Source organism: Albimonas donghaensis (assembly GCF_900106695.1).
Classification (GTDB): domain Bacteria; phylum Pseudomonadota; class Alphaproteobacteria; order Rhodobacterales; family Rhodobacteraceae; genus Albimonas; species Albimonas donghaensis.
Window position 1 is genome coordinate 21413 of the sequence record NZ_FNMZ01000010.1, and the last position, 14271, is coordinate 35683.

Consider the following 14271-nt stretch of genomic DNA (forward strand, 5'->3'; position numbering starts at 1 on the left):
ACGGCGCCCTTATCTGTCTGCGCCCGCGGGCGCCGCCCGTTTTCAAAGCGTGCGGCCGCCTTGCGGCTTCGGACGCGCGCGGGGCCCGGACTCAGGCCCGGGCGGGCATCCGCAGCCGAAAGGCGTTGCCGCCGGCGACGCGCCGTTCGGCCACCCAGCTCGCCTCGGCGCAGGCCTGCGCCGCGCCGCGGGCCGGATCGCCGTCGGCGACCAGCTCGAAGCTCAGCGCGCCGTCTTCGTCGGTCAGCACCAGCATGGCCTGCGGCGCGGAGCCCGAGGCGTAGACCCCGGCGGCGACGCGCACCCCTTCGGCCAGACGCAGCGCCGCCTCGCCCGCTTCGCATGCCGGCAGCCCGGCCCGCGCCAGCGCGGCCCCCGCCCAGTCGCCCGCCTTCTCCGCCGCATCGGCGGCGCAGTCGATAAACACAAGATCGCGCATGTCACGCTCCCCTCTTACCCCAGTTCCCACTGGCTCCTGGATGCCACGTGGGCGGTAAATGAGGCGGAAAGCCGACCCCCATTCGGCGGAATTGAAATTCCGCGCATTTTAAATGAAGAGTAAGTCAACATGGCCTCGAACGACCGGGGCCGGCCCGTGCGGATCCCGGGCGCCGGCGCCGGCGCCGTTCCGCGCGGCGCCGTGCGGGGCCGATGCGGGCGGGCCGCCACGGGTTCTCAACTTCCGCCGTGCAGATTGCCCCGATGACCGCCTGTCCGCCGCCCTCCGCTTTCGGCTCCGACGCCGCGTCCCCCTCGTTCGCCGAGGCCGAGGCCGAAGCCAGCGGCGGCGGCCCGGCCCTGGGGCGCCCAGGCCCGGCGCTGCTGACCCGCCGGGCCCTGCGCCGCGGCGCGCTCCGCCCCGACGACGCCCCTTCGGCCCTGCGCGACGCCGCCCCCCGCCCCGCGCGCCGCGGCCGGGCGCTGGTCTGGGTGGTGGACGGCACCCTGTCATCCCGCGAGGAGGGGGAGGAGACCCATTGCGGCCGTCTCATGGGGTTGCTGGAGGCGCGCGGCCGGCGCGCCGACGTCTCCTACGGCTACCATCCCGGCGTGCAGGGCCAGGGCGCGCGGCGCTGGCTGCGCGCGGCGCTGGGGCTCGGGCTCAACGACGCCATCGTCGAGGGCTACGCCCGGCTCGCCTCGCAATGGGCGCCGGGGGACCGGATCTTCCTGTTCGGCTATTCGCGGGGGGCCTATGCCGTGCGCTCGCTGGCCGGGCTGATCGGCCGGGTCGGGCTGCTGCGCCCGGAGGCGGCGCTGGAACGACGCGTGATCCGGGCCTTCCGGCTTTACCAGTCCGGCTCGCCCGAGGCGATCCGCGGCTTCGCGCGACGCTATTGCCATCCGGGGCCGACGCCGGTGCGGATGATCGGGGTCTGGGACACGGTGAAGGCGCTGGGGGCGCCCTGGCCGGTGCTGAGCTTCCTGCACCCGATGGCCACCGAATTCCACGACCACCGGCTGAGCCCGGTGGTGCGCAACGGCTTCCAGGCGCTGGCGCTGGACGAGGACCGGATCGCCTTCGCCCCCGAGATGTGGGAGCGGGCGCCGGGCTGGGGCGGGCGGCTGGAGCAGGTGTGGTTCCCGGGCGCCCATGCCGATGTCGGGGGCCAGGTGGGCGCGTTCCCGGCCGCCGCCGGGCTGGCCGCGGCGCCCTTCCAGTGGATGATGGAACGGGCGGAGGAACTGGGCATGCCCCTGCCCGACGGCTGGCGGGCGGCGCATCCGGTGGATCCGGCGGCGCCGATGCTGGGGCCGCGCAAGGGCATCGGGCGGCTGTTCCTGCTGCGCGCCCCGCGGCGACCCGAGCTGCGGGACGGCCAGCGCCTGCATGAATCCGTCGTCGCCCGCGCCGCCGCCACCGGCTACGCGCCCGCCGCCGCGCTGGCGCCCGAGATGCAGGCCCTGCTGAGCGCCCAGACCCTCGCCCTGCGGGCCGAGGCGGAAGCGGAGGCGGAGGCGGAGGCGGAGACGCCGGACGACGCCCCGCCCGCAACGGCGACGGCGGCGGCCCCTCGCCGCGACGTCTCCGCGGCCTGACCCGGCCCCCCCCGTCGGCCTGACCTGCGCAGGCGCCGCGCCCAAGGTCGCGCCGACAGAACCGGCTTGCACCGCGGCGGTTGAAACGGGGGCGCCCGCGGCCCCGGTCTCCAGCGGCCCGGTCTTCAGCGGCCCGGTCTCCAGCGGCGCCGCAGGCCGTTCCCGCCCCCCCGCGCGCACCCCGCGACCCTCGCGGCCTTCCCGCCCTCTCAACGCCGCGCCGGCGCCACGGCCCCACCCGCGCGCGGGCCGAGGCGCGGCTCCCGCGTCCTCCGCCCGCGCCGCCCTTGGCCATTGCGCCTGACGCGCTCCGCCCCCTAGACTGCGGGAAACGGGAGCCTCGCATGAGCGAACCGGTCGAACCGCTGCGCATCACGCCGACCCTGCTCCTGCGGGCCTACGCCGCCGGGGTCTTCCCCATGGCGCAGAGCGCGGACGCCGAGGACATTTTCTGGGTCGATCCCAAGCGCCGCGGGATCCTGCCGCTCGACGGGCTCCACGTCCCCCGATCGCTCGCCCGCACCCTGCGCCGCGGCGGCCACGAGGTCGCCGTCGACCGGGACTTCGAGGGCGTGCTCGACGGGTGCGCCGGGCGCGAGGAAACCTGGATCAACCCCGAGATCCGCGAGCTCTACGGCACCCTCCACCGGCTCGGCTACGCGCATTCGGTGGAAGTGCGCATGGACGGGGCCCTCGTCGGCGGGCTCTACGGCGTGCAGCTCGGCGCGGCGTTTTTCGGGGAGAGCATGTTCTCCCGCCGCACCGATGCGTCCAAGATCGCGCTGGTTCACCTGGTGGCGCGGCTCCGGGCGGGCGGATTCAGCCTGCTCGACACCCAGTTCGTCACCGACCACCTGCGCAAGCTGGGCGCGGCCGAGGTCAGCCGCGACGTCTATCACCGGATGCTGGAAACGGCGCTGCGGACGCCGGCGGATTTCTACTCGTTGCCCGACGCGCCGGAGGCCGAGCTGGTGCTGCAGCTCTCCACCCAGACATCATAACGCGCGTGGTCCAGCGCCGAAAGCGCGGGCGAGGCGGCGAACATCCACCCGGTGAAGCGCGGCGCGTCCTCGCGCAGGTCCCGGATCTCCAGATAGGCCACGGCGTCGCCGCGCTCATCCCCCACCGGCACGCGGCAGGTGCGCAACGCCAGTTCCAGCCGGTCCTCGACCAGGGTCTCGCCGGCGTCGATCTCCAGCGTCTCGACCTGGCCGGTCATCTTGTCGAGCATCCGCAGCCTGGCGTGGCGCACATCGGTCATGTCCGGGCGCGGCAGGGTCGGCGGCTCGTATTCGCGCAGCCGGCCCTCGGCGTCACGCGGAACCTGGCGGAAGTTGCCCTCCAGCCCGCCGCGGTCGCCGGAACCGCCGGCGCCGTCCAGCCGGTCGGTCCCGCCGGTGGCGCCCTCGGCCTGGGCCAGCGCCAGGGCGGGGATCGCCACGGCCAGCGACATCAGCCCGCCCAGCACGCGGCGGGAAAGACGGAGGCGGAGTTCGAGGCGGCTCATGTCGCGGCCTTTCCGGAGAGGGCGTCGGGGTGGTCGCCGCGTCCGGCCAGCCGCGCACGGAAGCGCAGACGGACGTAATCCGCGGTCCAGCGGCCGCCCGCATCGCACAGCGCGGGGCGGGCCAGCGCGGCGGCGCGCGCGCGGGCCGGGGCCCGGCGCGCCTCCGGCAGCAGCGCCAGCGCGGGGGCGGCGAGGGTGGCCAGCCAGGCCTCCATCCCGGCCGCGACCGGGGTCGGGCGGGGGATCAGCTCGATCCGCTCCACCACGAAGCCGGCGGCTTCCAGACGGGCGGTCTGCTCGGCGGGGGAGGGGAAGCTCCAGATCTCGTGCAGGGTGGTCTCGACGCCTTCCTCGGCCAGCACGGCGATCAGCGCAGTGCGGATGGCGGCGACGTTGCCCATGCCGCCCTGCTCCGCCACGAAGCGGCCGCCGGGGCGCAGGGCGCGGGCGACGCCGGCCAGCACCGCGTCGGGGTCGGTCATCCAGTGCAGGGCCGCGTTGGAAAACACCGCGTCGAACGCGCCGTCGAAGGGCAGCGCGTGGCCATCGCCGACCTGCGCGTCCAGACCCCGCGCGCGCGCCGCCGCCACCATGTCGGGCGAGGCGTCGTAGCCGGTCACATGCGCGCCCGCCGCGACCAGCGCCTCGGTCAGCGCGCCGTCGCCGCAGCCGAGGTCGAGGATCCGCTCCCCCGCCGCCGGGTCCAGCAGCGCCACCACCGGCGCCCCGAGATCGGAGACGAAGCGCGCCGTGGAGGCGTAGCCCGCGGCCGACCAGTGGTCGGCGTCGGCGTCGGCGGTATGCGCGGGGGCGCCGGTCACTGGCTGGTCGAGCCCGACGAGGAGATCGCCCGCCCCACCAGGTCCATGAAATCCACCGAGCCCTGGGTGAACATGATCTCCTCGCCGGGGGCGAGCATGATGTCCGACCCGCCCGGCGTGACGGAGATGTAGTTGCCGCCCAGCAGCCCCTCGGCCGAGATCGCGGCGTCCGAGTCGTCGGGCAGCTTGATGGCGTCGTCGATGGAAAGCGTGACCTGCGCCCGGTAGGTCCGGGGATCGAGCGACATGGCCGAGACCGCGCCGACCTTCACGCCCGCGATGCGCACGTCGGTGCCCACCGACACGCCGACCGCCTTGCGGAAGCCCGCGGTGATCTCGTAGCGGGACCCGCCGCCGGCCGACAGCTCGGTGGTCTGGGCGGCGTAGGCGATGAAGCCGGCGGCGGCCGCCAGGACCGCCGCGCCGATGAGGGTTTCGGCCGCGCTGCTCGCCATGCTTCGCCTCGTCCTTCCTGTCGCGCGGGGCGTCGCCCGCGTCGGATCGCCGTCCGACCCGCGGCCGGCGCCGCGAGCCTGTCGAGTTTTCGCGCGCCGACCCGCAGGGCGCGCGCATCTTGCAACCGTCCCTATCTGGGGAAGCCGAGGGCGAATGTCACCTCTCGTTCCGGTGATGGCGGAGCGGAAACCCGAGCCATGCCCGGAAGGCGCCGACACGCGGGAGACGATCTCTCGGCCCCGCCCCGCCCCGCGCCCCGTGGCAGGAGCCGCCGCGGGGGGGCGTCGCAGGCGCCGTCGAGGTCGTCGTCGGGGGCCGCGTCACGTCGCGCGCGCCCCTCTCCCGACCCGCGGCGCGGGCGGCTTATTCGGGGGACCAGGCCTCGTAATCGCCGGCGACCCGGGGGCGCACGGCCGGGGTCAGCACCGAGCCCGGCGGGTGATAGGCCGCCTCGGTTCCGGTCAGGTTGGGCATATGCGGCTTCTCCCAGGCCTGGCGCTTCAGCGGCGCCTCGGTCGGGGGCTGATCCCAGGTGAAATGCAGCCAGCCATGCCAGTCGGCCGGCACGGAGGAAGCCTCGGCCTCGCCCTTGTAGAGCACCCAGCGGCGCTTGCCGTCGGCGGTGCTCCAGTAGGTGTTGCCCATCTCGTCCTCGCCGACCCGGGTCTGCTTGGAGACGGAGAGACGGGTGGTCAGGGGGGCGCCGTTCCACCAGGTGAAGATGCTCTTGAGCGTGTCGATCATCGCGGCCTCGGCATGATTGTCGCCCTGCTTTTAGCACGGAATGCCGTCAGGTCCATAAACGACGCCGCGGCGCAGCGCCGCCTTTGGACCGGGAAGCGCGCTCCGCCCGCGCCCGACGCGACGCCCGCCCGCGCGCCGTCCCCACGCCAGCCACGGGCCGACCACGGACCGACATCGGGCCGACATCGGGGCGGAACGCCGCCCGAACGGACCCGCGGCGCTCGGGCGCAGTTCGCATCCGGCCTCGCCATCGCCCCATCCGTGGGCCATAAATCGGCCCGACCCTTACCGTCCAGACCGGAGCCCAGACGATGACCAAGCCGCTTCCCGCCGTCGCCCCCAACACCTGGGACGAGCTGCGCGAGCCCATGATCACGCCCCATGGCTTCCGCGAATACGACGCCCGCTGGCGGTTCCCGGACGACATCAACCTGCCCGGCATCACCGCGCTGGGCCTGGGCATCGGCACGCAGATGATCGAGTCCGGCGTGCCCCCGCGCATCGCGGTCGGCAACGACTACCGATCCTATTCGCTGTCGATCAAGAACGCGCTGTCCATCGGCCTGATGCAGGCGGGGATCGAGGTGCTCGACATCGGCCCCTGCATCACGCCCATGGCCTATTTCGCCCAGTTCCACCTGGACTGCGCCGTGGCCATGGTCACCGCCTCGCACAATCCCAACGGCTGGACCGGCGTGAAGATGGGCTTCCACCGCCCCCTCACCCATGGCCCGGACGAGATGGGACGCCTCAAGGACATCGTGCTGAACGGCGAGGGCAAGGAGGCCCCCGGCGGCTCGATCAAGCGCGTCGACGGGGTGATGGACGCCTATATCGACGACCTCTGCGGCGACTTCAAAATGTCCCGCAAGCTGCGGGTGGTCTGCGCCACCGGCAACGGCACCGCCTCCGCCTACGCCACCCGGGTGCTGGAGCGGATCGGGGTCGAGGTCGTGCCCCTGCACACCGAGCTCGACTACACCTTCCCCCACTACAACCCCAACCCCGAGGCCATGGAGATGCTCCACGACATGGCCCGCGCGGTGAAGGAGGCCGGCGCGGATCTGGCGCTCGGCTTCGACGGCGACGGCGACCGCTGCGGCGTGGTGGACGACGAGTGCGACGAGATCTTCGCCGACAAGGTCGGGGTGATCATGGCCCGCGATCTCGCGCCCATGCATCCCGGCGCGACCTTCGTGGCCGACGTGAAGTCCACCGGCCTCTTCGCCTCGGACCCCGAGCTGCTCAAGCACGGCATCAAGGCGGATTACTGGAAGACCGGCCATTCCCACATGAAGCGCCGGGTGGCCGAGATCGGCGCGCTGGCGGGCTTCGAGAAGTCCGGCCACTACTTCCTGGCCGAGCCGATCGGGCGCGGCTACGACGACGGCATGCGCGTGGCGGTGGAGATGTGCAAGGTCCTGGACCGCAACCCCTCCAAGTCCATGTCGGACCTCAAGCACGCCCTGCCCAAGACCTGGTCCACCCCCACCATGTCGCCCTTCTGCCCGGACGGGGAGAAGTATCAGGTGCTGGAGCGCCTGCAGAAGAAGCTGGTCGAACTGGCCGAGTCGGGCGGCAAGCTGGCCGGTCGCGACATCAAGGAGGTCATCACCGTCAACGGCGCCCGCCTGATGCTCGACAACGGCGCCTGGGGGCTGGTGCGCGCCTCCTCCAACACCCCCAATCTGGTGGTGGTCTGCGAGAGCCCGGAATCCGAGGCCGAGATGCGGGCGATCTTCGCCGACCTCGACGCGGTGATCCAGACCGAGCCCTCGGTCGGCGAATACGACCAGAAGATCTGAGGGAGGCGGAGCTCATGACCGACCCCCGGACGATTCTCATCACCGGCGCCGCGCGCGGCATCGGGCTGGAAATGGCCCGGCAGGCCGTGGCGCGGGGCGACCGGGTGATCGCGGCGGTCCGCGATCCGGGCGCGGCGGGGCTGGCCTCGCTTCCCGCCGGCGTGCGGGTCGAGACGCTGGACGTGACCGACCCCGCCTCCTGCGCGGCGCTGGCCGCGCGGCTGGAGGGGGAGACGCTCGATCTCGTGGTCTGCAACGCCGGGGTCTATATCGGCCGGGGCAAGCTGGGCGACGACGTCTTCCCCGTCGAGGCCTGGGCCCGGAGCTTCGCGGTCAACGTCGCCGGGGTGTTCCTGACGGTGGAGGCGCTGTCCCCGCGCCTGCGCCGTCCCGGTGGCCGCATCGCGGTGGTGTCCTCGCAGATGGGCGGCTCGGGGCGGGCGCCGGGCGGCAGCTACATCTACCGCGCCTCCAAGGCGGCGGCGACCAATCTGGCGCGCAACCTGGCCGCGGATCTCGCGCCCGAGGGCGTCTCGGTCGGCGCCTATCACCCCGGCTGGGTGCGCACCGACATGGGCGGCGGCGGCGCCGACATCTCGGTGGAGGAGAGCGCCGCGGGCCTGTTGGCCCGTTTCGACGCCCTGGGCCCCGAGACGACCGGCGCCTTCGAAAGCTATGACGGAACCGCGCTGCCGTTCTGAACCCGCGCGGACGAAAATCGCGGGGGCCTCCGGGCCCCCGTTCGCGCATCGGCGCGATGCGGAAAAAGCGCGGAGGGCGGCCCATGGCGGCGCCTTCGCTTTCCGGCTCCTCCCCTTCTCTCCACGTCCGTTCTCTCGACGTCCCGGGTTGCGACCGCGCCCGCCGGTCCGGTCTTTCGCGTTCGGCGCCGCGGGAAACCTCTCCTCCCGCGCCCCCGGCTCAACGCCGCGCGGGCGCCTCGGGGGCCAGCGGCGCGCGGGTCGGCGCGCGGCTCCCTCCCCTTCAGGCGGACCCGCCCTTCGAGGACAGGAGCGCCGGGTCCACCCCGATCTTGCGCATCGCCGTCTCCCACTTCGCCTCGTCGGCCTCGCCGAAGACCAGCTCGGAATCGGAGGGGCAGGTCAGCCAGCCATTGGCCTGAAGCTCCGCCTCCAGCTGCCCCGGCGCCCAGCCCGCATAGCCCAGCGCCAGCACCGCCTGCCGCGGCCCGCGCCCGGCCGAGATGTCGCGCAGGATGTCCACCGTCGCGGTCAGCGCCAGCCCGCGGGGCAGCGGCTTGGTCGCGCCCGGCGCCTCCCAGTCGTCGGAATGCAGCACGAAACCCCGCGCCCGCTCCACCGGCCCGCCGAAATGCACGGCGAGCCCGGCCGCCTGCTCGCCCGGGTTCACCCCCACCTGTCGCAGCAGATCGGCGAAGCTCAGCCCCTCCGCGCGCTTGTTGACGATCAGGCCCATGGCCCCCTCGTCGCCATGCGCGCACAGGAAGATCACCGATTGGGTGAAGCGCGGGTCGCCCATGCCCGGCATGGCCACCAGCAGTTCGCCTTCCAGCGGGCCGGGCTCGGCCAGGCCCAGCGCCTCGGGCGAGGGCGGGTCGAAGGGCGGATCGGTCGGAGCATCGCGGTCAGGCATGGGCGGGATGATGGACCGCCCCCCCCGCGCGATCAACGGGGGATCGTGGATTCGGTTCCCGGAAACGGCGCCCCGGGGCGCGACCTGACCGCGCCGGGAACGCGCCCTCCGGACGCCCGCGCCCATGGAGCGCCCAGGCGCCGGAACGCCCCGCCGCGACCACGCGCCCGCCCCCCGCACGCGAGGTTCCCCGTTTCGTGACTTCGACCCCGGCCCGCGGCGCGCTATGGGAAGGACCATGATCTCAGCCGCCCCCTCACACGCCGCCCGGCCCATCGCCCGGATCCCCGCCGCCCGACCGCGGCCCGTATCCCCCGATGGGCGATCCCCCGACCTCCGCGCGCCGCGCCGGGTCATGGGGCGGGCTCTGTCCCGCGCGCTCGCCGGCGCGGCGGCCGCGGCCCTGCTCGGCCTGGCCGCGCCGGCGTCCGCCGGCGGCGGGCTCATCGCCACCTGGCGCGTGACCCAGACCCCGGCCGCCCCGCCGGCCCCCAGCGCCGAGGGTCAGCGCTCGCGCACCGCCCTGCTCGCCGGCTGGCCAACCGCCGAGGGCGCGCGCGTCGCCGGCCTGAGCATCGCCATGGAGCCCGGCTGGAAGACCTATTGGCGCGTCCCCGGCGACGCCGGCATCCCGCCCGCCTTCGACTGGTCCGGCTCGACCAACGTCGCGGCCGTCGCCGTGCGCTGGCCGCGCCCTCATGCGTTCGAGAGCTTCGGGATGCTCACGCTGGGCTACAAGGACGCGGTGGTGCTGCCGCTGGAGGTCACCCCCATCGACCCCGCCCAGCCCGTCGCCCTGCGGCTGGAGTTCGCCTACGGCGTCTGCTCGGACATCTGCATGCCCGAGATGACCGAAATGGCGCTCGACCTCCCGCCCGACGCGAAGGCCGACGCCGGGCCGATCCGCGCCGCGCTCGCCGAGCTGCCGCGGCAGGCCTCGGCGGAGGGCGCCGCGCTGGGCGATTGCGCGCTGCACGTGTCGGGCGCCCACAAGGGGGCCGAGGGCGGAGCCCGGACCGATCGCCGGCTGGAGGCCGACCTGCGCCTGCCCTTCGCCGTCCCCGCCGGGGCGGTGGCCGTGGTCGAGGGGGCCGAGCCCGGGCTCTTCGCCCCGGCCAGCCTCGAACCCGCGCCCGGCGGCCTGCGGCTGGCGGCGCGGGTGTCGCCGGGGGCCGGCGCCTGGATCGACCGCGAGGCGATCACCGTCACCCTGGTCGAACCCCACCGCGCCACCGAGTTCCGCGGCTGCCGCTGATCCGCGCCCGGCCGAGCGCCTCCCGATGACGACCAGGCGCATTCGGCGCGAAACAATCTTACGACCTTAGACCACGATCCCGCAGTTTATTGCGCAACATAGTTGCGTGCTCATTTCCCACGCGCTATGTGCAATGCAACACGAGGGGCGAATCCTTCCGCCTCCCGGCCCATTCCCCCGCCCCTCTCTCCCGACGGAGCGCATGACATGCTGGACAACCTCCCCCGCGGAACGATCTGCATCGAGGACATGGAAATCGGCATGTCCCGCTACCTGCTCAAGACCATCACCGACCGCGACATCGAGCTGTTCGCCGAGGTCTCGACCGACCGCAACCCGGTGCATCTGGACGACGACTACGCCCGCGACACCATCTTCGGCGGGCGCATCGCGCACGGGATGCTGACCGCCGGCCTGATCTCCGCCGTGATCGGGGAGCAGCTGCCCGGCCACGGCACGGTCTATATGGGCCAGACCATGAAGTTCCTCGCCCCCGTGCGCCCCGGCGACACGGTCGAGGCGCGGGTCACGGTGCGCGAGATCGAGCACCCCAAGCGTCGGGTCACTCTTGATTGCGCCTGCCGCGTGGGCGATAGGGTCGTGCTCAAGGGCGAGGCGCTGGTGCTCGCGCCCTCCGCCAAGTTCGACTGAGGCCCGCTTCCCCGCCCCGGCGGGGGCTCTGATCCGGGCCGGAAAACCGGGGAGACGATGCGGATCATCCAGTCCGTGGCCGAGGTCCGGCCCGAGGACCGCGGCGCCTCCGCCGCCATGGGGAATTTCGACGGCGTGCATCGCGGCCACCGCTCGGTCATCGACCTGGCGCGGCGTGATGGCGTGCCGCTCGGCGTGGTGACGTTCGAGCCGCATCCCCGCCAGGTCTTCGCGCCCGACGCGCCCCCCTTCCGCCTGATGAACGCGGCCTCCCGCGCGCATCGGCTGGAGCGGATCGGCGTCGACACCCTCTTCGCCCTGCCCTTCGACCGCGCGCTGGCGGGGCTGGAGGCCGAGGCCTTCGCCCGCGATGTGCTGGCCGAGGGGCTGGGTCTGTCCCATGTCGTGGTCGGCGAGGATTTCCGCTTCGGCAAGGCCCGCGGCGGCGATGTGGAGGCCCTGGAGCGCTTCGGCCGCCGCTACGGGTTCGAGGTCACCGCCGCCCCGATGCTGGCCGGAGAGACCGCGGCGGGCGAGACCGCGCGCGTCTCCTCCACCGCCATCCGCGAGGCGCTGACCGAGGGCCATCCCGAGACCGCCGCCGAGATGCTGGGCCACTGGCACCGCATCGACGGCGTGGTGGCGCATGGCGATGCGCGCGGCCGCGACCTCGGCTTCCCGACCGCCAACATGGCGCTGGACGGGCTGCTGCTGCCGAAATTCGGGGTCTATGCGGTGGAGGTCCGGGTGCTGACCGGCCCCCATGCGGGGACCTATGGCGGGGCCGCCAGCCTCGGCGTGCGGCCGACCTTCGGGGTCAACGCCCCGAATCTCGAAACCTACCTGTTCGACTTCTCCGGCGACCTCTACGGGGCGGAGATCTCGGTGGCGCTGGTCAGCTATCTGCGCGATGAGCTGAAATTCGACGGGATCGAGCCGCTGATCGCCCAGATGCACGCGGATTGCGACCTGGCGAAGGCCCGGCTGGCCGAAAAGCGCGACCCCGCCTGAGCGCGCGCTTTCCCCGTGTCCCGCCGGGGCAGGCGAGGGCATTCCGCCCCCCTGCCGTCATCCGCAAGCGGGGACGCGGCGCACGGGGCGCCCGCGGCGTCCGATCGGAGAAGAGGGGTTTGGGCGGGGTGGAGGCTGGTCGGGGCGGCGAGATTCGAACTCGCGGCCTCCGGTTCCCAAAACCGGCGCGCTACCAGGCTACGCTACGCCCCGACGCGCCTCGGATAGCCTCTGCGGGAGCGCCGCACAAGAGCGAGGGCGCGAGGACGGGGTCATGGAGCGGGTCGGCCCCGGACCGGCGGCGCGCGCGGGTCTCTCAGCAGGGCCAGTCGGCCTCGGCCCCGAAGCCGGGATGGCGGGCCTCGGCGCCCGGACCGATGCCGTAGCGCGCGGCGAGGCCGGCATTGACCTCGAGCACCGCCCGGGTGACGCCGTCGGAGGGCAGATGCTCCTCCGAGAAGGGCACGGCGTCGGCGATGACGTTCAGCACCCGCCCCGACGCGTCGAGAAAGATCAGGTCAAGCGGCAGCGGGGTGTTGCGCATCCAGAAGGCGACCGGCCGGGGCGGGTCGAACAGGAACAGCATTCCGTGCGACCGGGCCATTTCCTCGCGGAACATCAGGCCGCGGGCGCGTTCTTCGTCGTCATCGGCGATTTCCACGACGAAGCGCGCGGCGCCCTGGGGGCCGCGCAGATCGATCTGGTCCACCCGGCAAGCCGCGGCCACGGCCTGAGAGGCTCCCGCCGCGACCAGCGTCGCCGCCAGGAGCCAGGTTCGTCCGCGCCGGAGCCATGCGCCGATCACGGGCGCACGACCTCCTCCCAGCGACAGATCTCGCCGGCCATGGCCCCGCGGGGGCCTTCGACCAGACGCACGCAGAGGGCTTCGCCCGGCTGGAGATCCTGGAAGCCGTGTCGGCGCAGGGTCTCCATGTGGACGAAGACGTCGGCGGGATCCCCGAACACGTTGAGGAACCCGAACCCCTTCTGCTTGTTGAACCACTTGACGCGAGCCGCGAGGAACTCCCCCTGCGGCTCGGCCTCGGCCGCGATCTCGGTCGGGCGGGCTTCCTTGGACTCGGAAGTCTCTTCGACCTCCTCGGCCTCGGTCATGCCAACCACCTCCGTCGCCTGCAGTCCGCGATCACCCCTGACCACGGTTAGCGAAACCTTCGCGCCTTCCTCGAGATGTGTGAGCCCCGCCGCGCGCACGCAAGCCGCATGCACCATGACGTCCGGTCCGCCCTCGACCGGAACGACGAACCCATACCCTTTTTCGGCGTCATACCACTTGACCTTGCCGGTCACGAACCGGGACACCTTGATGACTTCCCCAGTCAAAATACTAACCCCAGACTCTGAACGTATCTTACCCGATAGCTCGATATACGTCATTCATGTGACGTGCCGCAACAGTATGCGCACATGCGCATCCCGTCGCTTCCCCACACCTAAATGGCGCGAAAATGCTGAAACGTCCACCTTTTCTGCTCGGGCTTGTCGTCGCGGCGCTGTTGACCTCAGGTTGCTCAAGCGCTCGGAATCAAGCGGATTCCGGTGAACGAGGCCCGCGTTCGTTCATCTACGCCCCCGCCGCGGCGGGGGGCGCATCGCTGCGCGCGGCCTCCGAATCCGACGCAGCGGAAGTTGCGCGCACCGCGGAGCGAATCGCCGAGGCCCCGCATCTGGTCCCCGGCTACCGTCCGCGGCGGGTCGAAAGCGCGGCGATTCCCCTGATCCACGATTCGCCGGAAGGGCGCGCCCTGGCCCTGTTTCCGGCCCCGGTGGCGCTGGCCGAAGGCGATCCCGCCGAACGCTGCGCCGCCCGCGCCGCCGTCGCGGGGCGGGACCTGCGCGGTTCGATCGAGGGCGCGCTGAACATCTGCCTCGCCCAGCTGGCCGAGCTGAGCCCGCCGGCGGGGCCGGAGTGCGGCTGCCGGCTGCTGGCGGCGGGCGACAAGCTTTTCGCCCCGCCCGCGGCGTTCCGCTACGCGCCGGGGATCTCGGCGCGGGTGGTGTCGCGGGGCGCGGGGCTGGACCTGACGCTGGTGGCGGAGGAGCGCTACGACGCCGATGGCGAGCGGGTGCTGCTGCTGCGCCCCGCGCCCGGCGGCGGCGAGGCGGCCGCGCGGATCGGCGAGGACGGGACCGCCACCCTGGTGCTGGACGGCCGCACCTGGAAGGGCCGGGCCATCGCGGAGGGCTTCGAGCGCGGCCGTCGGCGCGAGCGGTTGTATCTGACCCGCGAAGACGGCGCCCGCCTGGCCCTGATCGTGGGCTGGGAGCCCGTCGCCTACGCGATGGAGCGCGACCGCCTGCTGACCTGGCCGGCCTCCTGACGCGGCGCGCGCCCGACGCCGGGCCCCG

At 73.3% G+C, this 14271-nt stretch carries 16 protein-coding genes and 1 tRNA gene; 8 read left to right on the forward strand and 9 right to left on the reverse strand.

Translation table 11 applies throughout. From position 1 onward, the window contains the following. Positions 1 to 91: 91 nt before the first annotated feature. Positions 92 to 439 carry a hypothetical protein gene (locus BLV24_RS18575; RefSeq protein ID WP_092684640.1) on the reverse strand — a complete coding sequence of 116 codons (348 nt, stop codon included), beginning with the start codon at positions 437 to 439 and terminating at the stop codon, positions 92 to 94. Between the two features lie 263 nt (positions 440 to 702). Between BLV24_RS18575 and BLV24_RS18580 the strand changes: the two genes are divergently transcribed. Then, complete coding sequence (locus BLV24_RS18580) at positions 703 to 2040, forward strand: T6SS phospholipase effector Tle1-like catalytic domain-containing protein (RefSeq protein ID WP_092684642.1); 1338 nt, start codon at positions 703 to 705, stop codon at positions 2038 to 2040. A gap of 344 nt (positions 2041 to 2384) precedes the next feature. Further along, positions 2385 to 3041, forward strand: coding sequence for a leucyl/phenylalanyl-tRNA--protein transferase (aat, locus tag BLV24_RS18585; RefSeq protein ID WP_176954827.1), 657 nt, complete (start codon positions 2385 to 2387; stop codon positions 3039 to 3041). Here the strand turns inward: aat and BLV24_RS18590 are convergent. The 4 genes from BLV24_RS18590 to BLV24_RS18605 form a co-directional block, all read right to left on the reverse strand. Then, complete coding sequence (locus tag BLV24_RS18590; RefSeq protein ID WP_092684644.1) at positions 2978 to 3547, reverse strand: DUF2155 domain-containing protein; 570 nt, start codon at positions 3545 to 3547, stop codon at positions 2978 to 2980. The two genes, aat and BLV24_RS18590, sit on opposite strands and share 64 nt — an antisense overlap. Further along, positions 3544 to 4368, reverse strand: coding sequence for a class I SAM-dependent methyltransferase (locus tag BLV24_RS18595; RefSeq protein WP_092684646.1), 825 nt, complete (start codon positions 4366 to 4368; stop codon positions 3544 to 3546). The genes BLV24_RS18590 and BLV24_RS18595 overlap by 4 nt, the downstream gene beginning before the upstream one ends. Beyond that, a complete protein-coding gene (gene mlaD / locus BLV24_RS18600; RefSeq protein WP_092684648.1) occupies positions 4365 to 4823 on the reverse strand; it encodes an outer membrane lipid asymmetry maintenance protein MlaD in 459 nt (152 codons plus the stop codon). The genes BLV24_RS18595 and mlaD overlap by 4 nt, the downstream gene beginning before the upstream one ends. 364 nt (positions 4824 to 5187) lie before the next feature. Next, positions 5188 to 5568, reverse strand: coding sequence for an NADH:ubiquinone oxidoreductase subunit NDUFA12 (locus tag BLV24_RS18605; RefSeq protein WP_092684650.1), 381 nt, complete (start codon positions 5566 to 5568; stop codon positions 5188 to 5190). Between the two features lie 311 nt (positions 5569 to 5879). On the opposite strand from BLV24_RS18605, the gene BLV24_RS18610 reads away from it, so the two are divergent. After that, entirely contained in the window at positions 5880 to 7373 is a 1494-nt protein-coding gene (locus tag BLV24_RS18610) for a phosphomannomutase/phosphoglucomutase (protein ID WP_092684652.1), read from the forward strand. A gap of 14 nt (positions 7374 to 7387) precedes the next feature. Further along, positions 7388 to 8074 (forward strand): SDR family oxidoreductase, encoded by a 687-nt coding sequence (locus BLV24_RS18615; RefSeq protein ID WP_092684654.1) that lies wholly within the window; start codon positions 7388 to 7390, stop codon positions 8072 to 8074. A gap of 283 nt (positions 8075 to 8357) precedes the next feature. Here the strand turns inward: BLV24_RS18615 and BLV24_RS18620 are convergent, their stop codons facing one another. Further along, entirely contained in the window at positions 8358 to 8987 is a 630-nt protein-coding gene (locus BLV24_RS18620) for a YqgE/AlgH family protein (protein WP_092684843.1), read from the reverse strand. Between the two features lie 355 nt (positions 8988 to 9342). Between BLV24_RS18620 and BLV24_RS18625 the strand changes: the two genes are divergently transcribed. The 3 genes from BLV24_RS18625 to BLV24_RS18635 all read left to right on the forward strand — a co-directional run bounded on the left by BLV24_RS18625 (position 9343) and on the right by BLV24_RS18635 (position 11904). Beyond that, positions 9343 to 10242 carry a protein-disulfide reductase DsbD domain-containing protein gene (locus BLV24_RS18625; RefSeq protein ID WP_176954828.1) on the forward strand — a complete coding sequence of 300 codons (900 nt, stop codon included), beginning with the start codon at positions 9343 to 9345 and terminating at the stop codon, positions 10240 to 10242. A 207-nt stretch (positions 10243 to 10449) separates the two neighbouring features. Continuing rightward, positions 10450 to 10893: a MaoC family dehydratase gene (locus BLV24_RS18630; protein ID WP_092684658.1), complete on the forward strand. Its 444-nt coding sequence runs from the start codon at positions 10450 to 10452 to the stop codon at positions 10891 to 10893. A 57-nt stretch (positions 10894 to 10950) separates the two neighbouring features. Then, positions 10951 to 11904 carry a bifunctional riboflavin kinase/FAD synthetase gene (locus tag BLV24_RS18635; protein WP_092684661.1) on the forward strand — a complete coding sequence of 318 codons (954 nt, stop codon included), beginning with the start codon at positions 10951 to 10953 and terminating at the stop codon, positions 11902 to 11904. 136 nt (positions 11905 to 12040) lie between these two features. On the opposite strand, the gene BLV24_RS18640 is transcribed toward BLV24_RS18635, so the two are convergent. The 3 genes from BLV24_RS18640 to BLV24_RS22930 form a co-directional block, all read right to left on the reverse strand. Continuing rightward, positions 12041 to 12117, reverse strand: a tRNA-Pro gene (locus tag BLV24_RS18640). A 103-nt stretch (positions 12118 to 12220) separates the two neighbouring features. Then, positions 12221 to 12631 (reverse strand): DUF192 domain-containing protein, encoded by a 411-nt coding sequence (locus BLV24_RS18645; RefSeq protein ID WP_245710661.1) that lies wholly within the window; start codon positions 12629 to 12631, stop codon positions 12221 to 12223. A 74-nt stretch (positions 12632 to 12705) separates the two neighbouring features. Beyond that, the gene (locus BLV24_RS22930) at positions 12706 to 13224 is read right to left on the reverse strand and encodes a cold-shock protein (protein ID WP_281242943.1); all 519 of its coding nucleotides are present in this window, start codon (positions 13222 to 13224) and stop codon (positions 12706 to 12708) included. A 464-nt stretch (positions 13225 to 13688) separates the two neighbouring features. Here BLV24_RS22930 and BLV24_RS18655 point away from each other — a divergent pair, with 464 nt between their 5' ends. Beyond that, on the forward strand, positions 13689 to 14243 hold the full coding sequence (locus BLV24_RS18655; protein ID WP_092684665.1) for a hypothetical protein: 555 nt from the start codon (positions 13689 to 13691) through the stop codon (positions 14241 to 14243). The last annotated feature ends 28 nt before the right edge of the window (positions 14244 to 14271 follow it).

Coding starts and splice junctions, on each gene's coding strand:
- BLV24_RS18575 (WP_092684640.1), bottom strand. CDS start 439: ATGCGCGATCTTGTGTTTATCGACTGCGCCGCCGATGCGGCGGAGAAG.
- BLV24_RS18580 (WP_092684642.1), top strand. CDS start 703: ATGACCGCCTGTCCGCCGCCCTCCGCTTTCGGCTCCGACGCCGCGTCC.
- aat (WP_176954827.1), top strand. CDS start 2,385: ATGAGCGAACCGGTCGAACCGCTGCGCATCACGCCGACCCTGCTCCTG.
- BLV24_RS18590 (WP_092684644.1), bottom strand. CDS start 3,547: ATGAGCCGCCTCGAACTCCGCCTCCGTCTTTCCCGCCGCGTGCTGGGC.
- mlaD (WP_092684648.1), bottom strand. CDS start 4,823: ATGGCGAGCAGCGCGGCCGAAACCCTCATCGGCGCGGCGGTCCTGGCG.
- BLV24_RS18605 (WP_092684650.1), bottom strand. CDS start 5,568: ATGATCGACACGCTCAAGAGCATCTTCACCTGGTGGAACGGCGCCCCC.
- BLV24_RS18610 (WP_092684652.1), top strand. CDS start 5,880: ATGACCAAGCCGCTTCCCGCCGTCGCCCCCAACACCTGGGACGAGCTG.
- BLV24_RS18615 (WP_092684654.1), top strand. CDS start 7,388: ATGACCGACCCCCGGACGATTCTCATCACCGGCGCCGCGCGCGGCATC.
- BLV24_RS18620 (WP_092684843.1), bottom strand. CDS start 8,987: ATGCCTGACCGCGATGCTCCGACCGATCCGCCCTTCGACCCGCCCTCG.
- BLV24_RS18625 (WP_176954828.1), top strand. CDS start 9,343: ATGGGGCGGGCTCTGTCCCGCGCGCTCGCCGGCGCGGCGGCCGCGGCC.
- BLV24_RS18630 (WP_092684658.1), top strand. CDS start 10,450: ATGCTGGACAACCTCCCCCGCGGAACGATCTGCATCGAGGACATGGAA.
- BLV24_RS18635 (WP_092684661.1), top strand. CDS start 10,951: ATGCGGATCATCCAGTCCGTGGCCGAGGTCCGGCCCGAGGACCGCGGC.